Origin of the sequence: Methyloversatilis sp. (assembly GCF_030696805.1) — a bacterium.
Classification (GTDB): Bacteria; Pseudomonadota; Gammaproteobacteria; order Burkholderiales; family Rhodocyclaceae; genus Methyloversatilis.
The window spans coordinates 1-22781 of the sequence record NZ_JAUYRO010000092.1 but is presented as its reverse complement, the minus strand read 5'-3'; the positions used below and the strand labels follow the sequence as shown (position 1 = coordinate 22781).

At 65.1% G+C, this 22781-nt stretch carries 26 protein-coding genes; 17 read left to right on the top strand and 9 right to left on the bottom strand.

The window, feature by feature from the left end; all coding sequences use genetic code 11:
* The first annotated feature begins 54 nt into the window (after positions 1 to 54).
* Positions 55 to 2409: an EAL domain-containing protein gene (locus Q8R75_RS14410; RefSeq protein WP_305614769.1), complete on the top strand. Its 2355-nt coding sequence runs from the start codon at positions 55 to 57 to the stop codon at positions 2407 to 2409.
* A 13-nt stretch (positions 2410 to 2422) separates the two neighbouring features.
* On the opposite strand, the gene Q8R75_RS14405 is transcribed toward Q8R75_RS14410, so the two are convergent.
* From Q8R75_RS14405 to Q8R75_RS14385, 5 genes are all read right to left on the bottom strand, one after another.
* Entirely contained in the window at positions 2423 to 2812 is a 390-nt protein-coding gene (locus Q8R75_RS14405; RefSeq protein WP_305614768.1) for a hypothetical protein, read from the bottom strand.
* 66 nt (positions 2813 to 2878) lie between these two features.
* The gene (mutS, locus tag Q8R75_RS14400; protein WP_305614767.1) at positions 2879 to 5446 is read right to left on the bottom strand and encodes a DNA mismatch repair protein MutS; all 2568 of its coding nucleotides are present in this window, start codon (positions 5444 to 5446) and stop codon (positions 2879 to 2881) included.
* A 9-nt stretch (positions 5447 to 5455) separates the two neighbouring features.
* The gene (locus Q8R75_RS14395; RefSeq protein WP_305614766.1) at positions 5456 to 5845 is read right to left on the bottom strand and encodes a type II toxin-antitoxin system VapC family toxin; all 390 of its coding nucleotides are present in this window, start codon (positions 5843 to 5845) and stop codon (positions 5456 to 5458) included.
* Positions 5845 to 6057, bottom strand: a complete 213-nt coding sequence (locus Q8R75_RS14390; RefSeq protein ID WP_305614765.1) for an AbrB/MazE/SpoVT family DNA-binding domain-containing protein — start codon at positions 6055 to 6057, stop codon at positions 5845 to 5847. Before Q8R75_RS14390 ends, Q8R75_RS14395 begins: the two co-directional genes overlap by 1 nt.
* A gap of 78 nt (positions 6058 to 6135) precedes the next feature.
* The gene (locus tag Q8R75_RS14385; RefSeq protein ID WP_305614764.1) at positions 6136 to 6933 is read right to left on the bottom strand and encodes an inositol monophosphatase family protein; all 798 of its coding nucleotides are present in this window, start codon (positions 6931 to 6933) and stop codon (positions 6136 to 6138) included.
* Between the two features lie 119 nt (positions 6934 to 7052).
* Here Q8R75_RS14385 and Q8R75_RS14380 point away from each other — a divergent pair, with 119 nt between their 5' ends.
* From Q8R75_RS14380 to ftsB, 15 genes are all read left to right on the top strand, one after another.
* A complete protein-coding gene (locus Q8R75_RS14380) occupies positions 7053 to 7829 on the top strand; it encodes an RNA methyltransferase (protein WP_305614763.1) in 777 nt (258 codons plus the stop codon).
* Between the two features lie 156 nt (positions 7830 to 7985).
* Positions 7986 to 8759: a serine O-acetyltransferase gene (gene cysE, locus Q8R75_RS14375; protein ID WP_305614762.1), complete on the top strand. Its 774-nt coding sequence runs from the start codon at positions 7986 to 7988 to the stop codon at positions 8757 to 8759.
* 113 nt (positions 8760 to 8872) lie between these two features.
* Positions 8873 to 9355: a Fe-S cluster assembly transcriptional regulator IscR gene (gene iscR, locus Q8R75_RS14370; protein ID WP_305626818.1), complete on the top strand. Its 483-nt coding sequence runs from the start codon at positions 8873 to 8875 to the stop codon at positions 9353 to 9355.
* Positions 9356 to 9357: 2 nt separating this feature from the next.
* A complete protein-coding gene (locus Q8R75_RS14365) occupies positions 9358 to 10497 on the top strand; it encodes a cysteine desulfurase family protein (protein WP_305626816.1) in 1140 nt (379 codons plus the stop codon).
* Positions 10498 to 10522: 25 nt separating this feature from the next.
* A complete protein-coding gene (locus Q8R75_RS14360; RefSeq protein WP_305663775.1) occupies positions 10523 to 11734 on the top strand; it encodes an IscS subfamily cysteine desulfurase in 1212 nt (403 codons plus the stop codon).
* Positions 11735 to 11767: 33 nt separating this feature from the next.
* Positions 11768 to 12175, top strand: a complete 408-nt coding sequence (gene iscU / locus Q8R75_RS14355) for a Fe-S cluster assembly scaffold IscU (protein ID WP_305614458.1) — start codon at positions 11768 to 11770, stop codon at positions 12173 to 12175.
* 36 nt (positions 12176 to 12211) lie between these two features.
* Complete coding sequence (gene iscA, locus Q8R75_RS14350; RefSeq protein ID WP_305614459.1) at positions 12212 to 12535, top strand: iron-sulfur cluster assembly protein IscA; 324 nt, start codon at positions 12212 to 12214, stop codon at positions 12533 to 12535.
* A 30-nt stretch (positions 12536 to 12565) separates the two neighbouring features.
* Positions 12566 to 13132: a Fe-S protein assembly co-chaperone HscB gene (gene hscB / locus Q8R75_RS14345; protein WP_305614460.1), complete on the top strand. Its 567-nt coding sequence runs from the start codon at positions 12566 to 12568 to the stop codon at positions 13130 to 13132.
* The gene (gene hscA / locus Q8R75_RS14340) at positions 13132 to 14994 is read left to right on the top strand and encodes a Fe-S protein assembly chaperone HscA (RefSeq protein WP_305626813.1); all 1863 of its coding nucleotides are present in this window, start codon (positions 13132 to 13134) and stop codon (positions 14992 to 14994) included. The genes hscB and hscA overlap by 1 nt, the downstream gene beginning before the upstream one ends.
* A gap of 18 nt (positions 14995 to 15012) precedes the next feature.
* Entirely contained in the window at positions 15013 to 15354 is a 342-nt protein-coding gene (gene fdx / locus Q8R75_RS14335) for an ISC system 2Fe-2S type ferredoxin (protein WP_305613910.1), read from the top strand.
* 5 nt (positions 15355 to 15359) lie between these two features.
* Complete coding sequence (gene iscX, locus Q8R75_RS14330; RefSeq protein ID WP_305613911.1) at positions 15360 to 15554, top strand: Fe-S cluster assembly protein IscX; 195 nt, start codon at positions 15360 to 15362, stop codon at positions 15552 to 15554.
* Between the two features lie 127 nt (positions 15555 to 15681).
* The gene (locus Q8R75_RS14325) at positions 15682 to 17361 is read left to right on the top strand and encodes a CTP synthase (protein ID WP_305663774.1); all 1680 of its coding nucleotides are present in this window, start codon (positions 15682 to 15684) and stop codon (positions 17359 to 17361) included.
* Positions 17358 to 18200, top strand: coding sequence for a 3-deoxy-8-phosphooctulonate synthase (kdsA, locus tag Q8R75_RS14320; RefSeq protein ID WP_305614846.1), 843 nt, complete (start codon positions 17358 to 17360; stop codon positions 18198 to 18200). The genes Q8R75_RS14325 and kdsA overlap by 4 nt, the downstream gene beginning before the upstream one ends.
* 51 nt (positions 18201 to 18251) lie before the next feature.
* Positions 18252 to 19538, top strand: coding sequence for a phosphopyruvate hydratase (gene eno, locus Q8R75_RS14315; protein ID WP_305614845.1), 1287 nt, complete (start codon positions 18252 to 18254; stop codon positions 19536 to 19538).
* A gap of 2 nt (positions 19539 to 19540) precedes the next feature.
* Positions 19541 to 19825: a cell division protein FtsB gene (ftsB, locus tag Q8R75_RS14310; protein ID WP_305614844.1), complete on the top strand. Its 285-nt coding sequence runs from the start codon at positions 19541 to 19543 to the stop codon at positions 19823 to 19825.
* A 6-nt stretch (positions 19826 to 19831) separates the two neighbouring features.
* Here the strand turns inward: ftsB and Q8R75_RS14305 are convergent, their stop codons facing one another.
* The 4 genes from Q8R75_RS14305 to Q8R75_RS14290 all read right to left on the bottom strand — a co-directional run bounded on the left by Q8R75_RS14305 (position 19832) and on the right by Q8R75_RS14290 (position 21983).
* Positions 19832 to 20392 (bottom strand): C40 family peptidase, encoded by a 561-nt coding sequence (locus Q8R75_RS14305; RefSeq protein ID WP_305614843.1) that lies wholly within the window; start codon positions 20390 to 20392, stop codon positions 19832 to 19834.
* The gene (locus Q8R75_RS14300; RefSeq protein ID WP_305614842.1) at positions 20379 to 21080 is read right to left on the bottom strand and encodes an SIMPL domain-containing protein; all 702 of its coding nucleotides are present in this window, start codon (positions 21078 to 21080) and stop codon (positions 20379 to 20381) included. The genes Q8R75_RS14305 and Q8R75_RS14300 overlap by 14 nt, the downstream gene beginning before the upstream one ends.
* A 58-nt stretch (positions 21081 to 21138) precedes the next feature.
* Positions 21139 to 21372: a hypothetical protein gene (locus Q8R75_RS14295; protein ID WP_305614841.1), complete on the bottom strand. Its 234-nt coding sequence runs from the start codon at positions 21370 to 21372 to the stop codon at positions 21139 to 21141.
* Positions 21373 to 21452: 80 nt separating this feature from the next.
* Entirely contained in the window at positions 21453 to 21983 is a 531-nt protein-coding gene (locus Q8R75_RS14290) for a gamma carbonic anhydrase family protein (RefSeq protein WP_305614840.1), read from the bottom strand.
* Between the two features lie 185 nt (positions 21984 to 22168).
* On the opposite strand from Q8R75_RS14290, the gene Q8R75_RS14285 reads away from it, so the two are divergent.
* On the top strand, positions 22169 to 22435 hold the full coding sequence (locus Q8R75_RS14285; RefSeq protein WP_305614839.1) for a hypothetical protein: 267 nt from the start codon (positions 22169 to 22171) through the stop codon (positions 22433 to 22435).
* Positions 22436 to 22781 lie beyond the last annotated feature (346 nt).

Here is a 22781-nt window from a genome sequence, read left to right as displayed (position 1 = left end):
GTGTCGCGGCAGACAGATCGCGTCACGCCCCTGCCGGGCAGGCTCTGCCGATTCATGGGCATGCCGCGTGTGATGCGCGCCGCGCGCGAGTTCTTCCGCGCCTACGACGTCGACGAAGCGACCGCCGCCCGCTTCAGGGCGCGCCAGATCGAGGCGCTCCTGCGCTACACGCCGATGGCGATGGTGATCAACGTGATCAACGCCGCCATCGTCTGCATGGCAACCTGGTCAGCGGCGTCGCACGTATTCCTCGTGACCTGGGCGGCGGTGATTTCGGCCATCGCTGCGTTCGGCCTTCACGGCTGGCTCAAGTCACAGTCTCGCCCGGCACGGCAGAGCGCGTCCAGGCGGGCGATACGACATGTCGTGGCCCAGGCCAGCGCGCTTTCGCTGGCCTGGGCCATGATGCCGATTGCGCTGTATGGCGTACCCGATCCGAATCTGCGTCTGTTCGTGGCCATGGTGACCTGCGGCATGCTCGGCGCCGGCGCCTTTGCGCTGTCGAGCGTTCCATTCGCAGCGACTGCATACGTGCTCATTCTCGGTGCGGGGGCGGCGATCGCAGTGGCGGTCGAGAACCACAGCCACGCAGGTGGCCTCGCGCTGATGCTCCTCATCTACTGCGTCATGGTCATCTTCAGCTCGTGGGCGGCAGCCCGCACACTTGGCGCACGCTTGACTGCCGAGGCGCGTGCAGATCGTCAGAACGAGGTGATCGGACTGTTGCTCCGCGACTTCGAAAATCATGCCAGCGACCTGTTGTGGGAACTTGATGCCAACTGGCGCTTCGTTCATGTGTCGCCACGGCTTGAAACAGCGTTATCCACGCTGGCTGACGATCTGCGAAGCACGCATGCAGCCATCACCCTGAAACCGATGGCAAGCGTGTCGAACGATATGCGTGCGGCCTGGCGTGTCGTCTATCGCACCTTTGCGCGCGGCGCGCCGTTTCGGGACCTGCTGCTCCCGCTCAGCAATGCATCGGGTTACCGGTGCTGGTCGCTCAGTGCGCGCCCGCTGCTCGATGATCATGGCCAGCTGACAGGTTGGCGCGGCGTGGCCGCGGACGTGACCGAGAATCAGACGATCAACCGACGTCTTGCGTGGCTGGCGCACAACGACGCCCTGACCGGCCTGGTCAACCGCAACCAGTTCCACGACGAACTGGCCGCTCACCTCGCGTCGCACCCGACAGCGATGCAGCCGTTAGCCGTGATCTGCCTCGATCTGGACGGGTTCAAGGATGTGAACGACACGCTGGGTCATGCATCGGGCGACCTGTTCCTGCAGGCGTTTGCGCAGCGGCTGCTGTTTTACACCCGACGCTCGGACACGGTGGCCCGGCTCGGTGGCGATGAATTTGCGATCCTGCTGCGCGGCGTCGCCGGTGCCGACACCGTGCGCATGCAGCTTGACCGGCTGCTCGAAGGGCTCAAGACCCCCTGTGATATCCACGAACAGCGCCTGACCGTGCGCACCAGCATCGGTGTGGCGCTTGCGCCGCACGATGGCACCGATGTCGATGTACTGCTCAAGCGTGCGGACCTTGCGCTGTATGCGGCCAAGCACGGCGGTGGCAGCCGATATTGTTTCTTCGACGGCTCGATGGCCGAGCTGGCGCAGCGCCGCAGCGACATCCAGAGCGCGCTGCAGGGCGCCGTGCAGCGCGGCGAAATGCGGCTTGTGTTTCAACCCCAGGTGTCTCTCGACACCTGGGTCGTCAGTGGCTTCGAAGCGCTGCTGCGCTGGCATCACCCGGAACGGGGCGACGTGTCACCCGCTGAATTCATTCCGATCGCCGAGGCGTGCGGCCTGATGCCGGTCATCGGTGAGTGGGTGCTGACCGAAGCCTGCCGGCAGGCCGCAGGCTGGCCGTCCGGGCTGCGCGTCTCGATCAATGTGTCGGCTGTGCAGCTCGGGCTGAGTCATTTCATCGATCAGGTACGCACGGCGACCGCGGGACTGGAACCGCATCGTGTCGAGCTCGAAATCACCGAATCGGTGCTGATGGACAATACGGAAGAGGCCGTCGCCACGCTCAACATCCTGCGCAGCGAAGGCTTTCTGATCGCGCTGGACGATTTCGGCACCGGATACTCGGCGCTCAGCTATATCCGCCGCTTCCCGTTCGACACGCTCAAGATCGATCGAAGTTTCGTGCGTGATCTGGCCAGCGACAGCGAGGCGCAGGTGCTGGTCGACACCATTCTCGCCATGTCGCGCGCCCTCAAGATGACGGCCGTCGCGGAGGGGGTCGAGAACGTCGACGAAGCCCGGCTGCTGCGCAGCCGAGGCTGCGCGCTGATGCAGGGCTTTCTGGTCAGCCGGCCGGTCGAAGGCGCAGAGGTGCTTCGCTTCATGTCATCGTGGAATCCGGAAGCGGTCGCTGCAAGAATGGACCGCGCCTGAGCGGTTCCGAAGGTCAGCCTGCCGGCTCGGGTTTGCGCGGCAGCAGCATGCGCGCGATCGCGCTGGCGGCGAGCCCCATCAGCAGGAAGCCGACGGCACCGACCAGCCAGATTGCCCACACGATGGCGCTCAGCCAGCCGGTCAGGTCGGGAATCTGCTGCAGCGACGCCTGTATTGTCGGCCCCCAGTCGAGCAGGGTTTGGCGCGCCGACTCCAGCCAGACTTCGGGCAGCCAGGGCGCCAGCCACACCGGCGGCTGCAGGCTCACCACCCAGCCCGGCCAGGTCGCCAACGTGTCGGCGCTCCAGCCCGGCCACGTGAGCACGGCGTCTGCCGTCCAGGTGAGCAAGGTCCAGAGGCCGAGCAGCAGCGCGGTGATGATCCAGATGATTGCGTAAGTCATGTTGTGTTCGTTTCCTTGGTGGTCAGGTGGTGCTGCGGATGCGGGGAACTTCCGCACCAGACGATCTCAACTCTCCTGTACCAGCTTCTTCAGCGCATAGAGTGCATCGAGTGCTTCGCGCGGGCTCAGGCTGTCGGGGTCGAGCGCGGCCAGCGCATCGACCGCGGCGTGAGTGGCCGGTTCCGGCGGTGGGGCAGCAGGGGCGAACAGGTCGGCCTGCGGGCCGGCGCTGATGCGGCTGGCTTCGAGCTGCTGCAGTGCGCGGCGCGCGTCGCGGATCACCGTGCCGGGCACCCCGGCGAGCGCCGCCACTTCAATGCCATATGACTGCGACGCCGGACCCTCTTCGATGGCATGCAGGAACACGATGCGCTTGCCGTGCTCGACCGCGTCCAGGTGCATGTTGGCGCAGCTCGGATGGCTCTGCGCGAGCTGCGTCAGTTCGAAGTAGTGGGTGGCGAACAGCGTCCAGCTGCGGTTGCGCGTCAGCAGATGGCGGGCGATGGACTGGGCGAGTGCGACGCCGTCGAAAGTCGAGGTGCCGCGGCCGATTTCGTCCATCAGCACCAGGCTGCGCTCGGTCGCGCCATGCAGGATGCCGGCCGCTTCGGTCATTTCGACCATGAAGGTCGAACGGCCGGAGGCCAGGTCGTCGGATGCCCCGATGCGGGTGTGGATCGCATCGAGCGGGCCGAGTCGCGCCGACTGCGCCGGCACCGGGCAGCCGCAGTGTGCCATCAGCGCGATCAGTGCGACCTGGCGCATATAGGTCGACTTGCCGCCCATGTTCGGGCCGGTGATCAGCAGCATGCGCCGCGCGTCATGCATGGCCGTGTCGTTGGCGATGAAGCTGTCGACCTGTTGTTCGACCACCGGGTGGCGCCCGCGCACGATCGTGATTTCGGGTTCGTCGACGAACTGCGGCCGGCAATAGTCGTGGCGCTGCGCCGCGCGCGCGAAGGCGAGCAGTCCGTCGAGCAGCGCCAGCGCACGGGCGATGTCGCCGAGTGCCGGCAGATCCGGGGCGAGTGCGTCCAGCAGTTGTTCGTACAGGTGCTTTTCGCGCGAGGTGGCGCGTTCGGCGGCCGACAGTGCGCGGTCCTCGAAGGTTTTCAGCTCCGGCGTGATGTAGCGCTCGGCGTTCTTCAGCGTCTGCCGGCGCCGGTAGTCGTCCGGGATGCGTTCGACATGGGCGTTCGTCACCTCTATATAGAAGCCGTGTACGCGGTTGTATTCGACCTTGAGGTTGGCGATGCCGGTGCGGCTGCGCTCGCGTGCTTCCAGTGCGAGCAGGAATTCGCCGCAGTTGTCCTGCAGGCCGCGCAGCTCGTCCAGTTCGGTGTCGAAGCCGGCGCGCATGACGCGGCCGTCGCGCAGTTGCGATGCCGGCTCGTCCATGATGGCGCGGGCGAGCAGGGCGGCGGCGTCAAGTGGCTGCGCCAGCGTGGCGCGCGCGTCATCGAGCAGGCCGCCATCCAGCGGCACGGCGGCGGCGATGTCGTCCAGGCGCGCCAGACTGTCGCGCAGGCTGGACAGATCGCGCGGCCGCGCGGTGCGCAGCGCGATGCGCGCGCCGATGCGCTCGATGTCGGCCAGCCCGCGCAGCGCGTCGTGCAACGAATCGGCGGTTGTGTCGGTTCGCAGTGCATCGACCGCCTGGTGCCGCGCCTCGGCCTGCGCGCGTTCGCGCAGCGGGTGGTGCAGGCAGCGGCGCAGCCAGCGCGACCCCATCGAGGTGGCGCAGCTGTCGAGCAGCGACAGCAGCGTGGGGGAGGTTTCGCCGCGCAGCGTTTCGGTCAGTTCGAGATTGCGGCGGGTGGCGGCGTCCATGCGCAGCCAGGCCGAATCGTGTTCGACGGCGAGTGTCGTCACGTGTGCCAGCGCGCGCTGCTGTGTCGCCTGCGCGTAGCTGAACAGCGCACCACAGGCGGCCAGCGCGATCGGCACCTCGACCACGTCGAAGGCGGCCAGATCGCGACTGCCGAAGTGTTCGCAGAGCAGGCGCGTGGCTTCGCCCGCGTCGAACTGCCAGGCGCTGCGCGACGTGACGGCCCAACTGCCGTCCGGTGCCGTGCCGCTGTCGGCCACCAGCAGTTCGGCCGGGCGCAGCCGGTCGAGCAGCGATGGCAGCACATTGGCGGCGACTTCGGTCAGTTTCAGTTCGCCGCTGGCCAGATTGAGCCATGCCACACCGGCCCGGGCGCGCTCGACATGCAGCGCCATCAGCAGCGAATCGGCGCGCTCGTCGAGCAGGCTGGCGTCGGTCAGCGTGCCCGGCGTGACGATGCGCGCAATCGCGCGCTCGACCGGTCCCTTGGACGTCGCAGGGTCGCCGATCTGTTCGACGATGACCACCGACTCGCCCATCTTCACCAGCCGCGCCAGGTACTGCTCGAGCGCGTGAAAGGGCACGCCCGCCATCGGAATCGGCTGGCCGGCCGACTGGCCGCGATGGGTCTGCGTGATGTCGAGCAGCCGCGCGGCGCGGATCGCGTCCTCGAAGAACAGCTCGTAGAAATCCCCCATCCGGTAGAACACCAGCAGATCGGGGTGCTGCCGCTTGAAGCCGAGATACTGCTGCATCATCGGTGTGTGCGACGGATCAATCTGGGGCAGGCCGTTCGATGAATTCATTTTTGACGTTCAGCCCGCTTTTGGAAAAAGCCGCACGCCCGGCAGCCCGTCGAAGTGCCGGTCGCACGTGATCAGGTCAGCCTTGTATTCGCGCGCCGTGGCATACACGATGGCATCGGCCGTGGCGAGCCGATGCGCGCGATGCAGGTCCGCCGCGAGCAGGGCGATGCGCGTGTCGAGCGGTGCGACGACGCATTTCTGCGTGTAGGCGATGACCTGGTCGGCCTTGTCGTCGCCGACTTCGCGCATCAGCCATTTCGACAGTTCAAGCTGCACGATGGTGGGGACGATGCACTGCGGGCGCTCCGGTAGTTCCTTGCCGATGATTTCGCCGAGGTCGCTGCCGATGAGCCACTCGATCCACGCCGAGGTATCGACCACGCACGCGGCGGCCGACATCAATAGCGGTCCTCGCGGTCGCGCGTGTCCTCGCTGGACGCGCCCCGCGCGATGCCGGCCAGCTGAGTCGCATCGGGTACCGGCATCAACAGCACGCCCTTGCCTTTCGGAATGAACACAAATTCCTGCCCGGCTTCCCATTGCTGCGCCTCGCGCACGGCCTTGGGGATGGAAATCTGGAATTTGCTGGACAGCATGGCAGTGCTTGTCATGGTCGTACCTGGCGCTGATCGATCGGGATCTGGTAAGAATACTCGTTCGCGACCGCTGCCGCCACGGGCGGCCCGCGGTCAGCTGCGCAGTGCGTCCGTCAGGTGCGGCTCGATCGCGGCCAGCAGGGCCGGGAAGATGCGCGGCGTGGAGGCGACCAGATTGCCGCTGTCCAGATAGCCGGTTTCACCGGTCAGATTGCCGACCAGACCGCCGGCTTCGGTCACCAGCAGGGCACCTCCAGCGATGTCCCACGGCGACAGGCCGATTTCGAAGAAGCCGTCGAACCGGCCGCAGGCAACATAGGCCAGGTCGAGCGCGGCAGCGCCCGGGCGGCGCAGGCCGGAGGTTTTTTCCATCAGGTCCTTGAACATGCCCAGATAGGCATCGACGTGATCCCACACGCGGTACGGAAAGCCGGTGCCGATCAGTGCTTCGCCCAGCTTGGCGCGGCGCGATACGCGGATGCGGCGGTCGTTCAGGAACGCGCCGCGGCCGCGGCTGGCAGTGAACAGCTCATTGCGCACCGGGTCAAACACGACGGCCGACTGCATCAGGCCCCGGTGCTCGAGCGCGATCGACACCGCGTACTGGGGCATGCCGTGGATGAAGTTGGTCGTGCCGTCGAGCGGATCGATGATCCAGCGGTACTCCGACTCTCCGGACGCGCCGCTCTCTTCGGCCAGGATGGCGTGGTCCGGATAGGCTTCGCGCAGGATGCCGATGATGGCATCTTCGGCCGCGCGGTCGACTTCGGTGACGAAGTCGTTCTGGCGCTTGCTGCTGACTTTCAGCAGGTCTACATCCTGGCTGGCGCGGGTGATGATCTGGCCTGCGCGGCGGGCGGCCTTGACGGCGGTGGTGAGCGTCGGATGCATGGGAGGTGTCTGTGCGCGGACCGTGCGGTCCGCAAGTCGGCGGGAAAGCCGAGCATTTTAGGGGCTGTTGCGATTTAATTCGAGGCCCGCACCGGAATTCACCTCTGACCCCACTCCCGATGGATACCCTTGTTCCCCCTTCCGATCGTCACGCCGCCCTTGACCGGGTGCGCGTGGTCATGTCGCATACCACCCATCCCGGCAATATCGGCGCCTGCGCGCGGGCGATGAAGGTGATGGGCCTGTCGCGGCTCTATCTGGTCAATCCGAAGCACTTTCCACACGACGAAGCGGTCGCGATGAGTTCCGGCGCGACCGATGTGCTGGACCGCGCAGTGGTGGTCGATACGATCGAAGCCGCGCTGGCCGGCACCGTTGCGCAGGCGGCGCTGACTGCGCGCCGGCGTGAAATGGCGCTGCCGGTGCGCGACGTCAGGTCGGCAGCGACTGAACTTGCGACGCTGCTGGCCGCCGGCGACGCCGAGGTGGCACTGGTGTTCGGTACTGAAAGTTCAGGGCTCACCAATGAAGAAGTGGCGATGTGCTCGCTGCCGGTCACCATTTCGACCAGCGACACCTACCGTTCGCTGAATGTGGCGGCGGCGGCCCAGATCATGTGCCACGAATTGCGCGTGGCCGTTGCCGCCACACCGGCTGCCGTCAGCGAAGCGCCGGTGCTGGCCAGCCACGAGGGGCTGGAAAGCCTGTACGCGCTGCTCGAACAGCTGATGCTCGACGCAGGCTTTCTCGACCGGGTCAATCCGGGCCGCGCGATGCCGCGTCTGCGCCGTCTGTTCGGTCGCACTCAGGTCGAGGCGGAAGAACTTCATTTGCTGATGGGCGCGCTGAAAGCAATCGGCGGCATTCCGAAGAAGCGCCCGGGGTCGAACGGATAGGTCGGTTGCAGTCGGCGCTGTTGCATCTACGGCAGTGGTTCCGCATGTGGCCACGTCGGACGATGGACGGACCCTGACGCAGGTGCACAAAAACCGACTAAAATCGTCGGGTTTCAACTGACCGCGAACGCCACCTGCGTTTCATAGGGAAAAAGGATGTTCCACCATCTGCGCGAAGACATTGCCAGCGTGCTCGCACGCGACCCCGCCGCACGTTCGTCATTCGAAGTCCTCACCTGCTACCCGGGCATCCATGCGCTGATCCTGCACCGCATGGCGCACGCCTGCTGGGGCGCAGGCCTGCACTGGCTGGGGCGCTTCATATCGCACATCGCCCGCGTGCTGACCGGCATCGAAATTCACCCGGGTGCGTCGATCGGCCGGCGCGTGTTCATCGATCACGGCATGGGTGTGGTGGTGGGTGAAACCGCGGTCATCGGTGACGATTGCACGATCTATCAAGGCGTGACGCTGGGCGGCACCTCTTTGTATCGCGGCGCCAAGCGTCACCCCACACTCGGTCGCGGCGTCGTGATCGGCGCCGGCGCCCAGGTGCTGGGCGGGTTTGAGGTCGGTGACGGCGCCAAGATCGGTTCCTGCGCAGTCGTCGTGAAGCCCGTTCCGGCCGGAGCGACCGCGGTGGGCAATCCGGCGCGCATCATCGAAGCCAGCGAGCCGGGTGCCGATGACGAGAAGAAGCGGCGCGCGGAACAAGCCGGCTTCACCGCCTACGGTGTCACCCGCGACATGGAAGACCCGATGGCCAAGGCGCTCACTGCGCTGGTCGATCACGCACTGGAGAACGACCGGCGGATCGCCTGCCTGATGGAAAAGCTGGAACGGGCAGGCGTCAAGCTCGACGACGAGGCGCGCGAGGAAATGGCGGATCACTCGCACGTCGATCTGGACAAGATCAGGCCTAATTGTTGACTGAACTTGTCGGGAATTATAAAGTCGACTGAATTGATCGGGAATTGGATTGTGTGTTCAATCGTGAGCCCAATCGTGCCTTCCCCGAGTCACTCCATCGAGGAGATCGCTTCATGAGATTGACGACCAAAGGCCGCTTCGCCGTCACCGCGATGCTGGATCTGGCACTTCGCCAGGACAATGGCCCGGTGACGCTGGCCGGCGTGGCCGAGCGCCAGCGCATCAGCCTGTCCTATCTCGAACAGCTGTTCGGCAAGCTGCGTCGCCAGGAACTGGTGGCCAGCGTACGCGGGCCGGGCGGTGGCTACTGCCTGGCGCGTGACGCGCGCAAAATTACGGTCGCCCAGATCATCACCGCGGTCGACGAACCGCTGGACGCCACGCAATGCGGCGGCAAGGAAAACTGTCTGGACGAACATCGCTGCATGACGCACGACCTGTGGTCGAGCCTGAGCCGGCGCATGTACGACTACCTCGATTCGGTGAATCTGCACGATCTGATGGTGCAGCAGCGCGACAAGACGACCCATCGCGTTGTGGTGCACGATCACGCGGTGCGCCCGGGTGTGTCCGAAATGGTGCGGGTGCAGCTCTGATCATGTTTGCACCGGTCTATCTCGATCACAACGCCAGCACGCCGCTCGCCGACGCAGTCCGCGAAGCGATGCTGCCCTGGCTGGGCGCGCGCTTCGGCAACGCGTCGAGCCGGCACGAATACGGCCGCGCTGCGCGCCGGGCGATCGATGAGGCACGGGCTCAGGTAGCGGCCGCCGTGAATGCGCATCCGACCGAGGTGGTGTTTACCAGCGGTGGCTCGGAAGCGAACAATCTGTTCATAAAGGGTGCCGCGGCGCGGCTCAAGCCAGGCGTGATCGCGATTTCGGCGATCGAGCACCCCTGTGTGCGCGAGCCGGCACGCCAGCTGGTGCGCCGCGGCTGGACGCTGCAGGAACTGCCGGTCGATGCGCAGGGCAGGGTGCAGGTCGACGGCTTCGATGGCCAGGCGGCGTTGGTATCGGTCATGCTCGCCAATAATGAAACAGGCGTGCTGCAGGACGTTTCGACGCTGGCAGCGCAGGTGCGCCGCGCCGGCGGCTGGCTGCATACCGATGCGGTGCAGGCGCTGGGCAAGATCGCCGTCGATTTCCGTGCGCTGGGCGTGTCGGCGATGACACTGTCAGCGCACAAGATCGGTGGCCCGCAGGGTGCGGGCGCGCTGATTCTGGACAAGCGGGTCGATATCGAGCCACTCATCGCCGGTGGCGGTCACGAACACGGCCTGCGTTCCGGCACCGAAAACATCGCGGCGATCGTCGGTTTCGGCCGTGCCTGCGAGTTGGCGATGACGCAGTCGACTGCACGACGCGAACAGCTCGACGCACAGCGCGAACGCCTCGAACGCTGCGTGCTGGCGCTCGGCGGCACGGTATTCGGAGCGCAGGCGCTGCGTCTGCCGAACACCTGCTACTTCGCGCTCGATCACATCGACGGCGAAACGCTGGTCGGCAAGCTCGACCGCGCAGGCTTCGCAGTGGCCAGTGGTTCGGCCTGCTCGAGCGCATCACCCGAGCCGTCGCGCACGCTGACCGCAATGGGCGTGCCGCCCGAACAGGCCCGTGGTGCGGTGCGCGTGAGCACCGGCGCGATGACGAAGATGCAGGATGTCGATGATTTTTGCAGCGCGCTCGCGCAGGTGGCGGATCAACTCCGCGGTCTGCGGGCGATGGCTGAAGCGTAATGAAGAACCCGAAGGAGCAACCTGAATGCTGAAATTTCCGATCTATCTCGACTACTCGGCGACGACGCCGGTCGACCCGCGCGTCGCGGCCAAGATGATTCCTTACCTGACCGAGCACTTCGGTAATCCGGCTTCGCGCAGCCACGCCTATGGCTGGGAAACCGAAGCGGCCGTGGAAGAAGCGCGCGATCAGGTCGCCCGTCTGGTGAATGCCGACCCGAAGGAAATTGTCTGGACTTCGGGTGCCACCGAATCGAACTACCTCGCCATCAAGGGCGCGGCGCATTTCTATTCCGGCAAGGGCAAGCACATCATCACGCTGCGCACCGAACACAAGGCGGTGCTCGATACCTTCCGCGAACTGGAACGCGAGGGCTTCGAAGCGACCTATCTCGATCCGCTGCCCAATGGCCTGATTGACATGGATGCGTTCAAGGCGGCGCTGCGCCCGGACACCGTGCTGGTATCCATCATGTTCGTGAACAACGAGATCGGTGTCATCCAGCCGATCGCCGAATTGGGTGAAATCTGCCGCGACAAGGGCATCATCTTCCACGTCGATGCAGCGCAGGCGACCGGCAAGGTGGTCATCGATCTCGACAAGCTGAAGGTCGACCTGATGTCGTTCTGCGCGCACAAGACCTACGGCCCCAAGGGCATCGGCGCGCTATACGTGCGGCGCAAGCCGCGCATCCGCCTCGAAGCGCAGATGCACGGCGGCGGTCACGAACGCGGCATGCGCTCGGGCACGTTGGCGACGCACCAGATCGTCGGCATGGGCGAAGCCTTCCGCATCGCGCGCGAAGAGATGGGCGCCGAGAACGAGCGCGTGCGCATGCTGCGCGACCGCCTGCTGAAGGGCCTGTCGGACATCGAGGCGACCTTCGTCAATGGCGATCTCGAAGCGCGCGTGCCGCACAACCTGAACATCAGTTTTGCCTATGTCGAAGGCGAGTCGCTGATCATGGCGATCAAGGACGTCGCCGTGTCGTCCGGCTCGGCCTGTACGTCGGCCAGTCTCGAGCCGTCCTACGTACTGCGCGCGCTGGGCCGCGAAGACGAACTGGCGCACAGCTCGATCCGCTTCTCGATCGGCCGCTTCACGACCGAAGAGGAAATCGATTTCACGATAGACCTGCTGCACCGCAAGATCGGCAAGTTGCGCGAGTTGTCGCCACTGTGGGAAATGGTGCAGGAAGGTGTTGATTTGAATAGCGTCCAGTGGGCCCACCACTGATTGCGCGTGCACGGCGACTGAAGGAGAACTGTTATGGCCTATAGCGAAAAACTGCTGGATCACTACGAAAACCCGCGCAATGTCGGCGCGTTCGGCAAGGACGACGAGGACGTCGGCACCGGCATGGTCGGTGCGCCGGCCTGTGGCGACGTGATGAAGCTGCAGATCAAGGTGGGTGCGGACGGCATCATCGAAGACGCGAAATTCAAGACCTACGGCTGCGGCTCGGCCATCGCATCGAGCTCGCTGGTGACCGAATGGGTCAAGGGCAAGACGCTCGACGAGGCGATGACCATCAAGAACACCGCTATCGCCGAAGAACTGGCCCTGCCGCCGGTCAAGATTCACTGCTCCATCCTCGCAGAAGACGCGATCAAGGCGGCGATCGACGACTACCGCAAGAAGCATGGCGGTGCAGCCGCGCCGGCTGAAGCGGCGTAAGGAGAGCGACATGGGAAGCGACATGGGGAGAACGACATGGGCGTGACACTGACCGAAAAAGCCGCCACACACGTGAGCAACTACATCGCCAAGCGCGGCCGCGGCGTCGGCCTGCGCCTGGGCGTGCGCACCAGCGGCTGTTCCGGCATGGCGTACAAGCTCGAATTCGCCGATGACACCACGCCTGAGGATCTGATTTTCGAAAGTTATGGCGTGAAGGTGCTTATCGACCCGAAAAGTCTGGCCTATCTCGAAGGCACAGAGCTCGATTTCGTGCGCGAAGGCCTGAACGAAGGGTTCAAGTTCAACAACCCCAACGTCAAGGACGAGTGCGGTTGCGGCGAAAGCTTCAATGTCTGAGCGGGCGATCGCCACGGACAAGCTCGAACGATGAATCCTGACGCTCCCGCACCCGGCCTGCCGGACGCCGAACTGTTCAGTCGCGACCACTTCGAGCTGTTCGCGTTGCCGCGCCGCTTCGTCATCGACGATCGCTCGCTCGAATCGCGTTACCACGAGCTGCAGTCGTCGGTGCACCCCGACCGCCATGCCAGCAGCCCGGAAGCCGAGCGGCGGCTGTCGATGCAGTGGTCGACACGCATCAACGAAGCCTACCGGCTGCTGCGCACGCCGCTGACCCGTGCGCGCTATCTGCTCGAACTGGATGGCGTGGACGTGGCGGCGGAAAACAACACCGCGATGCCGGCCGATTTCCTGATGCAGCAGATGGAATGGCGCGAAGCCCTCGACGAGGCGCGCGACGCCCGCGATGCCGGTGCGCTCGACGAACTGGCGCGCATGCTGCGGCACGCCCGGCGCGACGCGGAAGAGCTGCTGGTCCGGCAGCTGGATGCAGAACACGACACCGTCGGCGCCGCCGCGACGGTGCGCCGCATGATGTTCATCGCCCGACTGGCGGAAGACATTGCCGAAGCACACGAAACACTGGACAACTGATGGCCCTGCTGCAGATCGCCGAACCCGGCGAATCCACCGCGCCGCACCAGCACAGGCTGGCTGCTGGCATTGATCTCGGAACGACCAATTCACTGGTGGCCAGCGTGCGCAATGGCGTACCGCTGGTGCTGAACGACGAGCACGGCCGTGCGCTGTTGCCGTCCGTGGTGCGCTATCTGGCGGACGGAACGGCCGTGGTCGGCCACGCCGCGCGCGCCGCACAGGCGCAGGACCCGCGCAACACCATCGCCTCGGTCAAGCGCTTCATGGGACGTGGCGTTGCCGATGTGGCGCACGTCGAGTCGATGCCCTATGTATTCGAGGACGCGCCCGGCATGGTGCGGTTGCGTACCGCACAGGGTGCGAAAAGCCCGGTCGAAGTGTCGGCCGACATCCTGCGCGTGCTGCGCGAGCGGGCAGAAGCCAGCCTCGGCGGGCCGCTGACCGGCGCAGTGATCACCGTACCGGCGTATTTCGACGATGCGCAACGCCAGGCCACGAAGGACGCTGCGCGGCTGGCCGGCCTCGACGTGCTGCGCCTGCTGAACGAACCGACTGCCGCCGCGATCGCCTATGGCCTGGACAACGCGTCCGAAGGTATCTACGCGGTGTACGACCTGGGGGGCGGTACTTTCGATATTTCCATCCTTAAGCTGTCGCGCGGCGTATTCGAGGTGCTGGCCACCAGCGGCGACGCCGCACTCGGCGGCGATGATTTCGACCACCGCGTCTATTGCTGGCTCATCGAAGCGTCGCGCATCGGGCCGCCGAGTCTCGAAGACATGCGTTCGCTTTATATGGAAGCCCGGCGCGCAAAGGAAGCGCTCAGCGGCGCCGACGACGTGCATGTCGGACTCAAACTGTCGTCGGGCGACGAAATCGATGTGCGCCTCACGCGCGAAGCGTTCGCTGCCATGACGAAGACGCTGGTCGACAAGACGCTGGTGCCGACGCGCAAGGCGCTGCGCGACGCCGGCTTGTCGGTCGAGGACGTCAAGGGCGTGGTCATGGTGGGCGGCGCGACGCGCATGCCTCAGGTGCAGCGCGCCGTCGGTGAGTTTTTCGGCCAGGTGCCGCTGACCAATCTCGATCCGGACAAGGTTGTGGCCATTGGCGCCGCCATCCAGGCCAATGTGCTGGCGGGCAACCGTGCGGCCGGCGAAGACTGGCTGCTGCTCGACGTCATTCCGCTGTCGCTCGGTCTGGAAACAATGGGCGGCCTGGTCGAGAAGATCATTCCGCGCAATTCGACGATACCGACCGCGCGCGCGCAGGAATTCACCACCTACCGCGACGGCCAGACGGCGATGGCCGTCCATGTACTGCAGGGCGAGCGCGAACGCGTTACCGACTGCCGCTCGCTGGCCCGCTTCGAGTTGCGGGGCATTCCGCCGATGGTGGCCGGCGCAGCACGCATCCGCGTGTCGTTCCAGGTGGACGCCGATGGCCTGCTCGCCGTGTCTGCGCGCGAACTGGGCACTGGCATTGAAGCGCGCATCGAGGTCAAACCCAGTTATGGTCTGGGTGACGATGAGGTGGCGCGCATGCTGCGCGACGGCTTCGATCATGTGCAGGACGACATCGCGGCGCGCGCGCTGGCCGAACAGAAGGTGGACGCCACGCGCCTGATCGACGCCACGCAGACGGCGCTGGCTGCCGACGGCGATCTGCTCGACGGCGCCGAACGGGCTGCGGTCGATACGGCCGTCCGCGCGCTGGTCGAGGTCCTCGAGGGCGACGATACGGCGGCCCTGCGCGCTGCGGTCGAAGTGCTCGGTCGGGCCACCGACGAGTTCGCCGCCCGCCGCATGAACCGTGGCATCCAGCGTGCGCTGTCCGGGCGCAGCATCGAATCACTCTGATTGACGGAACACCGTGCAATGACCCAGATCGTCGTATTGCCCCATGTCGAGCTGTGCCCGGACGGAGCGGTGTTCGACGCCGAACCCGGCACCACCATCTGTGATGCACTGCTGGCCAACGGCATCGAAATCGAACACGCGTGCGAAAAGTCGTGCGCCTGCACGACCTGTCACGTCGTGGTGCGCGAAGGTTTCCGCAGTCTCGACCCGGCCGAAGACCTCGAAGAAGATCTGCTCGACAAGGCCTGGGGGCTGGAGCCGAATTCGCGCCTGTCCTGTCAGGCCGGGGTGGCCGGCGAGGCGCTGGTGATCGACATTCCCCGCTATACGATCAATATGGTCAGTGAAGGAAAGAGGTAAGCACCATGAAATGGACCGATACACTGGACATCGCGATTGCGCTGACCGATACGCACCCCGAAGTCGATCCGCGCAACGTCCGCTTTACCGACCTGATGCAGTGGGTGCTCGATCTGCCCGGCTTCGATGACGACCCGAAGCGCTGCGGCGAAAAGATCCTCGAAGCGATCCAGCTGGCCTGGATTGACGAAGCAGACTGAAACGCCGTGCCCTGACGCATCGGCGGGGCGGCCCGGCAGGTCGGTCGGGGCCGTATTTGCCTGCCGGTCGGCTTCAAGCTGCGGGACTTTTCCGGTAAACTAGGAATTTCCCGCTGCAGTGCAATAAATGACAAAGTATGTGTTCGTCACCGGCGGTGTGGTGTCCTCGCTAGGCAAGGGCATCGCAGCCGCGTCACTGGGCGCGATTCTCGAATCGCGGTCAATCCGTGTCACCCATCTGAAGCTTGACCCCTACATCAACGTCGATCCGGGCACGATGAGCCCGTTTCAGCACGGCGAGGTGTTCGTCACCGACGACGGGGCTGAAACCGATCTCGATCTGGGTCACTACGAACGCTTTACGCACGCCCGCATGGGCAAGCGCAACAACTTCACCACCGGCCAGATCTACGAGGCGGTGATCAAGAAGGAACGCCGCGGCGAGTATCTGGGCAAGACCGTGCAGGTCATCCCGCACATCACCGACGAAATAAAGCTCTACATCAAGCGCGGCGCCGAAGGTGCGGACGTCGCCATCATCGAGGTCGGCGGCACGGTCGGCGACATCGAATCGCTGCCATTCCTTGAAGCCATCCGCCAGATGGGCATCGAAGAAGGCCGTGGCAACACCTGCTTCATCCATCTGACGCTGGTGCCCTACATCGCGACGGCCGGCGAGCTGAAAACCAAGCCGACCCAGCACTCGGTCAAGGAATTGCGCGAGATCGGCATCCAGCCCGACGTGCTGCTGTGCCGCTCCGACCGCGTGGTGCCGGATGAAGAGCGCCGCAAGATCGCGCTGTTTACCAACGTGCTGCCCGAAGCCGTCATCTCGGTGGTCGACGCCGACAGCATCTACAAGATTCCGGCCATGCTGCATGACCAGATGCTGGACGAAATCGTCTGCCACAAGCTGAACATCCTGGCGCGCGCGGCCGACCTGAGCACCTGGAAGCGCATGATCGACGCACTGGAAAACCCGGAACGCGATGTCGACATCGCCTTCGTCGGCAAGTACGTCGACCTGACCGAATCCTACAAGTCGCTGTCCGAGGCGCTCATCCACGCAGGCATCCAGACACGCTCGCGCATCAACATCCACTACATCGATTCGGAAGCCGTCGAGCGCTCGACCGATGGAGGGCGCGCACTGCTCGATCCGATGGACGCCATCCTGGTGCCCGGCGGCTTCGGCCGGCGCGGCGTCGAAGGCAAGATCGGCGCCATCCGCTATGCGCGTGAAAACGGCGTGCCCTATCTGGGCATCTGTCTGGGCATGCAACTGGCGGTGGTCGAATACGCCCGCAATGTGGCCGGCCTGGCGGGCGCGCACAGCACCGAATTCGAGCGCGATACGCCGCATCCGGTGATCGGCCTGATCACCGAGTGGATGAGCGCCGAAGGCAAGCTGGAGCGGCGCGACGAGTCGTCGGACATCGGCGGCACGATGCGTCTTGGTGGCCAGACCTGTCATCTCGCAGCAGACAGCCTGGCGCGCGAAATCTACGGTGTTGAACAGATCATCGAGCGGCATCGCCACCGCTACGAAGTGAACAACCAGTATCTGGCACAGCTTGAAAAGGTCGGTCTGCGCGTGTCCGGCCGTTCGCTCGACACGGTCGATCCGCTGTGCGAAATGATCGAGCTGCCGGACCACCCGTGGTTCGTGGCCTGCCAGTTCCACCCGGAATTCACGTCCACGCCGCGCGCCGGACATCCGCTGTTTTCCGCCTTCGCCCGTGCCGCGCTCGCCCGTCAGGACGCGCGTGGCATGGTGAAGCGCTCAGCGCGCAAGGTGACTTCATGAAACTGTGCGGATTCGATGTCGGTCTCGACAAGCCCTTCTTCCTGATAGCCGGCCCGTGCGTGATCGAATCGCGCGACATGGCGTTCGATACCGCCGGCCAGCTGAAGGAAATTACTGCGCGTCTGGGCATTCCCTTCATCTACAAGTCGTCGTTCGACAAGGCCAACCGCAGCTCGGGTACCAGCTTTCGTGGCCCGGGCATGCAGAAGGGGCTGGAAATCCTGGCTGACGTGAAGCGCGAACTGGGTGTGCCGGTGCTGACCGACGTGCATACCGCCGAAGAGGCGCCGATCGTCGCGCAGTACGTCGATGTACTGCAGACGCCGGCCTTCCTGTGCCGCCAGACGGACTTCATCCACGCCTGCGCCGCTACCGGCAAGCCGGTGAACATCAAAAAGGGCCAGTTCCTCGCGCCGGGCGACATGAAGCATGTCGTCGCCAAGGCGAAGGAAGCCAACGGCGGCGCCGACACCATCATGGTGTGCGAGCGCGGCGCGTCCTTCGGCTACAACAATCTGGTGTCCGACATGCGTTCACTGGCCATCATGCGGGAAACCGCATGCCCGGTCGTGTTCGACGCCACCCACTCGGTGCAGCTGCCGGGCGGGCAGGGTGCATCATCCGGCGGTCAGCGCGAATTCGTGCCGGTGCTGGCGCGCGCCGCCGTGGCGGTCGGCATCGCCGGACTGTTCATGGAAAGCCATCCTGATCCGGCCAAGGCCATGTCCGATGGCCCGAACGCCTGGCCATTGCCGATGATGGCCGCGCTGCTCGAGCAGCTGCGCGACCTCGACGCGGTCACGAAGCGCCACGGCTTTCTCGAATCCGCGCTCGCCTGAGTGCGCGCCGATTATTCATAATCTGTCTTCTTACCCAGGAACCCAGCGACCATGAGTGCAATTGTCGATGTCGTCGCGCGCGAAATTCTAGATTCGCGCGGCAATCCCACCGTTGAAGCGGACGTGCTGCTGGAGTCCGGCATCATGGGCCGCGCCGCCGTGCCGTCCGGCGCGTCCACCGGTTCGCGCGAAGCGATCGAGCTGCGCGACGGCGACAAGGACCGCTATCTCGGCAAGGGCGTGCTGGCCGCGGTCGAGAACGTCAATACTGAAATTTCCGAAGCCATCATCGGTCTGGACGCCGAAGAACAGGCCTTCATCGACCGTACGCTGATCGAACTCGACGGCACCGAAAACAAGGGCCGGCTCGGCGCCAATGCCATGCTGGCGGTATCGATGGCGGTGGCCAAGGCGGCAGCCGAAGAAGCCGGTCTGCCGCTGTACCGCTACTTCGGCGGCTCCGGCAGCATGGCGATGCCGGTGCCGATGATGAACGTCATCAACGGTGGGGCGCACGCCAACAACAGCCTCGATTTCCAGGAATGCATGATCATGCCGGTCGGCGCATCGAGCTTCCGCGAGGCACTGCGCGCCGGCGCTGAAATCTTCCATGCGCTGAAGAAGCTGACCGACAAGAAGGGTTTCCCGACCACGGTCGGTGACGAGGGTGGTTTCGCGCCCAACGTCGGCAGCGCCGAAGAGGCGCTGAACATGATTCTCGACGCGGTCAGCGCGGCCGGCTACGAGCCGGGCACCGACATCGTGCTGGCGCTCGATTGCGCGGCGTCCGAGTTCTACAAGAACGGCAAATACCACCTCGAAGGCGCCGGCCTGACGATGGAGTCGGCCCAGCTGGTCGATTACCTCGCGACGCTGGCCGACAAGTACCCCATCGTCAGCATCGAAGACGGCATGGCGGAAAACGACTGGGACGGCTGGAAGCTGCTGACCGAACGTCTGGGCAGCCGCGTGCAGATCGTCGGCGACGACCTGTTCGTCACCAACACCAAGATCCTGAAGGAAGGCATTTCACGCGGCATCGCCAATTCCATCCTGATCAAGATCAACCAGATCGGCACGCTCACCGAAACCTTCGCGGCGGTCGAAATGGCCAAGCGCGCAAGCTACACCGCGGTGATTTCGCATCGTTCGGGCGAAACCGAAGACAGCACGATCGCCGACATCGCGGTCGGGCTGAACGCGATGCAGATCAAGACCGGTTCGCTGAGCCGCTCGGACCGCATCGCCAAGTACAACCAGCTGCTGCGCATCGAGGAAGATCTCGGTGACACGGCGTGGTACCCCGGCGCTTCCGCGTTCTACAACCTGCGCAAGTAACGATGACGCGCCATTGGCCTGCCTTGTTGCTGGTGGCGCTGATTGCGGGGCTGCAGTATCCGCTCTGGCTCGGCAAGGGCGGATGGCTGCAGGCCTGGGAAGCGGGCCGCGCGCTGGACGCCCAGCGCGACCTCAACACCCGGCTGGAAGCGCGCAATGCCGCGCTGGACGCCGACGTGAAGGATCTGAAAACCGGCTTCGACGCAGTCGAAGAGCGGGCGCGCGCCGAACTCGGGTTGATCAAGCCGGGCGAGGTATTCGTGCAGATTCCGAACGACAGACCCTGACCGTCATCACCCTTCGCGCCTGAGCGTGCGCAGGCCGCTGATGCGCGCGGCGAACCAGCCGCTGTCCAGCCTGTCCGTCCGTACATACTTGCCGCGCGTGCTCGGTGCGTGGATGAAGCGCCCCTCGCCGGCGTAGATGCCCATGTGCGAATGCGGCGTGCCGTTGGTGTTGAAGAACACCAGATCGCCGGGTGCCAATGCCCTGCGGTCAATCGGCCGAGCGATCTTCGCGATCTGGGCCGCGTTGTGCGGCAGGCGCACGCCGGCCACCTGTTCGTAGATCCAGCTCACCATGCCGCTGCAGTCCAGCCCGCTGTCCGGGTTGCGGCCGCCGAACTGGTAGTGGTTGCCGATCAGGCCGAGCGCGTAGATCACCGCGTCCTGGGCATGTGCGTCGTCGGCGAGCTGTATCCGGCCCGCCGGCGTCGGTCTTGCAGCGGGTTGTTCGGCCGGCGTGCCTGCCGGCGGCCGCGCAGCCCGCTCCGGCAGGCTGCCGCACGCGGCCAGCGCCAGCGACAGCAAAAGGGCCGGCGCGAGGGCAGCGGGCCTGCGACTACCGGCGCTCAATCTCGATCTGTCCGCTGATCGACACCGCCACACGCGACTCTCCGGCTTCGACCGGCATGTCGGCCATCGCTTCGGCAATGCCCGCCTTGCTGCGCATCAGCATCGGACGCGGCGGCGGCATGCCGCCCGTGTGATTGACGTTCATGTGGAGGATGCGCCACGACTTGCCGAGCGACTCCGCGACGATCTTCGCGCGCGCGTTGAAGGCGGCGATGCCGTCGGCGATGGCGTCGTTCTCGGCCTGCCGCGAAGCTTCTTCACTCGGTTCCAGCGTCAGCTGACCGACCGCAAGCTGGGTCTGCAGCTTGCCCAGCAGTTCGGAAATGGCGGCCTGATCCTTCGATTCAAGCAGCAGCTCCGAACGCATGCGCCAGCTTTCGATGCTGCGGCCGTTCTTGCCATAGACCGGGTAGGTCGAAGTATTGCCGCTGCGCACCTTCACACTCGGGTAAGGCTTGGTCGTGGCGATGGCCGACTGCATGACCGCATTGACCTTCTTCGCCAGCGCGCTCGGCGTGGCGTCACCCATTTCGATGTAGGCCTGGGCGCGGGCGAGGTCATTGGGGGCGAGGCGGGAGGCTTCGGCATTCAGGTCAACCACGATGCCGGCGCGCTGGACGGCGGTGTGGTCGGCGGCCTGGGCGACCGAAAGCGTGGCGGCAAGCAGCAGCCAGAACGAATGTTTCATGGAGGACTCCCGCAATGTGATCAGTGCGGGAGTATAACCAGCGCGCTGCAGGCGTCTGTCAGCGCTTGCGACGTACCGGCCGGTCTTCTTCGGTATCGACGCGGATCGGCTCGCCGAGGTTTTCGCAGTTTCCGGGTTGCTGACGTTCGTCGCCCATGGCTGACAGCAGCGCGGCGCCGATCAGTGCGAGGTAGGCCAGCACGGCCAGTCCGGCCGCTTCGCTGTTGAAGGCGACCATGATGGCGGGCAGGGCGTGCGCGCCGGTGAAATAGAAGGTGGTGCGTTCGGCCATGTCGATCTCCGCGAGTGACGTTCTCAGGGAATATCGACGCCAGTTGGCAGAACTGAAGTGTGATTCAGGGTCGACTGCGCCTATTCGCGCGGCACTTCCTTCAGCCCGGTCCGATAGTGCCGTGCCTTGTCGACGTACTGCGCAGAGCCGGACATGAGCGCCGCCACTTCATCGTCGCTCAGTTCGCGCACGATGCGACCGGGTGAGCCGACCACGAGCGAGCGGTCGGGAATGACGCGGCCCTCCGGAATCAGCGCATTGGCGCCGATCAGGCAGTTGCGGCCAACGACGGCGCGGTTCATGACCACCGCCTTGATGCCGATCAGCGACCCGTCACCGATGGTGCAGCCGTGCAACATGGCATGGTGACCGACCGTGACGTCGTCGCCGATGGTCAGCGGCACACCCTCGTCGATGTGGAGCACCGCTCCGTCCTGCACGTTGCTGCGTTCGCCCACGACGATGCGGTCGTTGTCGGCCCGGATGACGGCGCCGAACCACACGCTGCTGTCGGCCTTCAGCACGACCTCGCCGATCACGGTCGCGTTGGACGCGATCCATGTGGAAGGATGGATGTCGGGCTGCTGGTCGTCGATGCTGTAGATGCTCATGCTTGCTTTCGTTTTCCCGCCTGGGCGGTGAATCAGTTCCCGGAACGATCAGATACGTCGTGCCTGTCCAGACCCGGTTTGCGCATTACACTCGTGTTGCAATGCAAACAGGGCGCGATTGTAAGCGCAAGCGCACAGGGTCTTGCAAGCAGGGGGTAGTTTTGCCGCCGTGCCGGAGAGTGCAGATGAACGAAAGATTGGGCAGCTCGCTGGACGATTTCGAAGCCGGGCGCATCGACATGGACGCCCTGATCGCCACCTGGCGCCGCCTTGGCGTCGAAGACGCAAACCTGCCGGCGAAGTGGCGCGAAGTGCTCGACGGCCTGCTGATGCGGCTTGAATCCGCCCGGTTGTTTTCGCAGGACACTTGCTCGTTCAGCCGCAGCGAACTGCTCGCAACGATGCGCGAATGGCTCGCGCGGGCGCAAGCCCAGGTGCAGGCACAGCAGTGATGCGAGGCCGGGTGTGTTGTTGGGCATCGCTGCGCTCAGCCCAACCTACGGGTTGATGCGGGTCGGGTCGGTGGGCGGTTTGCGTGGGGTGTCGGTGAGGCGGGGTGTGACGCGTTGTTGTTGGGCATCGCTGCGCTCAGCCCAACCTACGGGTTGATGCGGGTCGGATCGGTGGGCGGTTTGCGTGGGGTGTCGGTGAGGCGCGTGTGGCGTGTTGTTGTTGGGCATCGCTGCGCTCAGCCCAACCTGCGGGTGGATGCGGGTCGGATCGGTGGGCGATTGCGTGGGGTGTCGGTGAGGCGCGTGTGGCGTGTTGTTGTTGGGCATCGCTGCGCTCAGCCCAACC

What these genes read in the sequence shown, in the direction of transcription:
- Q8R75_RS14410 (WP_305614769.1), top strand. Translation starts at nt 55, where the DNA reads ATGGGCATGCCGCGTGTGATGCGCGCCGCGCGCGAGTTCTTCCGCGCC.
- Q8R75_RS14405 (WP_305614768.1), bottom strand. Translation starts at nt 2,812, where the DNA reads ATGACTTACGCAATCATCTGGATCATCACCGCGCTGCTGCTCGGCCTC.
- mutS (WP_305614767.1), bottom strand. Translation starts at nt 5,446, where the DNA reads ATGAATTCATCGAACGGCCTGCCCCAGATTGATCCGTCGCACACACCG.
- Q8R75_RS14395 (WP_305614766.1), bottom strand. Translation starts at nt 5,845, where the DNA reads ATGTCGGCCGCCGCGTGCGTGGTCGATACCTCGGCGTGGATCGAGTGG.
- Q8R75_RS14390 (WP_305614765.1), bottom strand. Translation starts at nt 6,057, where the DNA reads ATGACAAGCACTGCCATGCTGTCCAGCAAATTCCAGATTTCCATCCCC.
- Q8R75_RS14385 (WP_305614764.1), bottom strand. Translation starts at nt 6,933, where the DNA reads ATGCATCCGACGCTCACCACCGCCGTCAAGGCCGCCCGCCGCGCAGGC.
- Q8R75_RS14380 (WP_305614763.1), top strand. Translation starts at nt 7,053, where the DNA reads ATGGATACCCTTGTTCCCCCTTCCGATCGTCACGCCGCCCTTGACCGG.
- cysE (WP_305614762.1), top strand. Translation starts at nt 7,986, where the DNA reads ATGTTCCACCATCTGCGCGAAGACATTGCCAGCGTGCTCGCACGCGAC.
- iscR (WP_305626818.1), top strand. Translation starts at nt 8,873, where the DNA reads ATGAGATTGACGACCAAAGGCCGCTTCGCCGTCACCGCGATGCTGGAT.
- Q8R75_RS14365 (WP_305626816.1), top strand. Translation starts at nt 9,358, where the DNA reads ATGTTTGCACCGGTCTATCTCGATCACAACGCCAGCACGCCGCTCGCC.
- Q8R75_RS14360 (WP_305663775.1), top strand. Translation starts at nt 10,523, where the DNA reads ATGCTGAAATTTCCGATCTATCTCGACTACTCGGCGACGACGCCGGTC.
- iscU (WP_305614458.1), top strand. Translation starts at nt 11,768, where the DNA reads ATGGCCTATAGCGAAAAACTGCTGGATCACTACGAAAACCCGCGCAAT.
- iscA (WP_305614459.1), top strand. Translation starts at nt 12,212, where the DNA reads ATGGGCGTGACACTGACCGAAAAAGCCGCCACACACGTGAGCAACTAC.
- hscB (WP_305614460.1), top strand. Translation starts at nt 12,566, where the DNA reads ATGAATCCTGACGCTCCCGCACCCGGCCTGCCGGACGCCGAACTGTTC.
- hscA (WP_305626813.1), top strand. Translation starts at nt 13,132, where the DNA reads ATGGCCCTGCTGCAGATCGCCGAACCCGGCGAATCCACCGCGCCGCAC.
- fdx (WP_305613910.1), top strand. Translation starts at nt 15,013, where the DNA reads ATGACCCAGATCGTCGTATTGCCCCATGTCGAGCTGTGCCCGGACGGA.
- iscX (WP_305613911.1), top strand. Translation starts at nt 15,360, where the DNA reads ATGAAATGGACCGATACACTGGACATCGCGATTGCGCTGACCGATACG.
- Q8R75_RS14325 (WP_305663774.1), top strand. Translation starts at nt 15,682, where the DNA reads ATGACAAAGTATGTGTTCGTCACCGGCGGTGTGGTGTCCTCGCTAGGC.
- kdsA (WP_305614846.1), top strand. Translation starts at nt 17,358, where the DNA reads ATGAAACTGTGCGGATTCGATGTCGGTCTCGACAAGCCCTTCTTCCTG.
- eno (WP_305614845.1), top strand. Translation starts at nt 18,252, where the DNA reads ATGAGTGCAATTGTCGATGTCGTCGCGCGCGAAATTCTAGATTCGCGC.
- ftsB (WP_305614844.1), top strand. Translation starts at nt 19,541, where the DNA reads ATGACGCGCCATTGGCCTGCCTTGTTGCTGGTGGCGCTGATTGCGGGG.
- Q8R75_RS14300 (WP_305614842.1), bottom strand. Translation starts at nt 21,080, where the DNA reads ATGAAACATTCGTTCTGGCTGCTGCTTGCCGCCACGCTTTCGGTCGCC.
- Q8R75_RS14295 (WP_305614841.1), bottom strand. Translation starts at nt 21,372, where the DNA reads ATGGCCGAACGCACCACCTTCTATTTCACCGGCGCGCACGCCCTGCCC.
- Q8R75_RS14290 (WP_305614840.1), bottom strand. Translation starts at nt 21,983, where the DNA reads ATGAGCATCTACAGCATCGACGACCAGCAGCCCGACATCCATCCTTCC.
- Q8R75_RS14285 (WP_305614839.1), top strand. Translation starts at nt 22,169, where the DNA reads ATGAACGAAAGATTGGGCAGCTCGCTGGACGATTTCGAAGCCGGGCGC.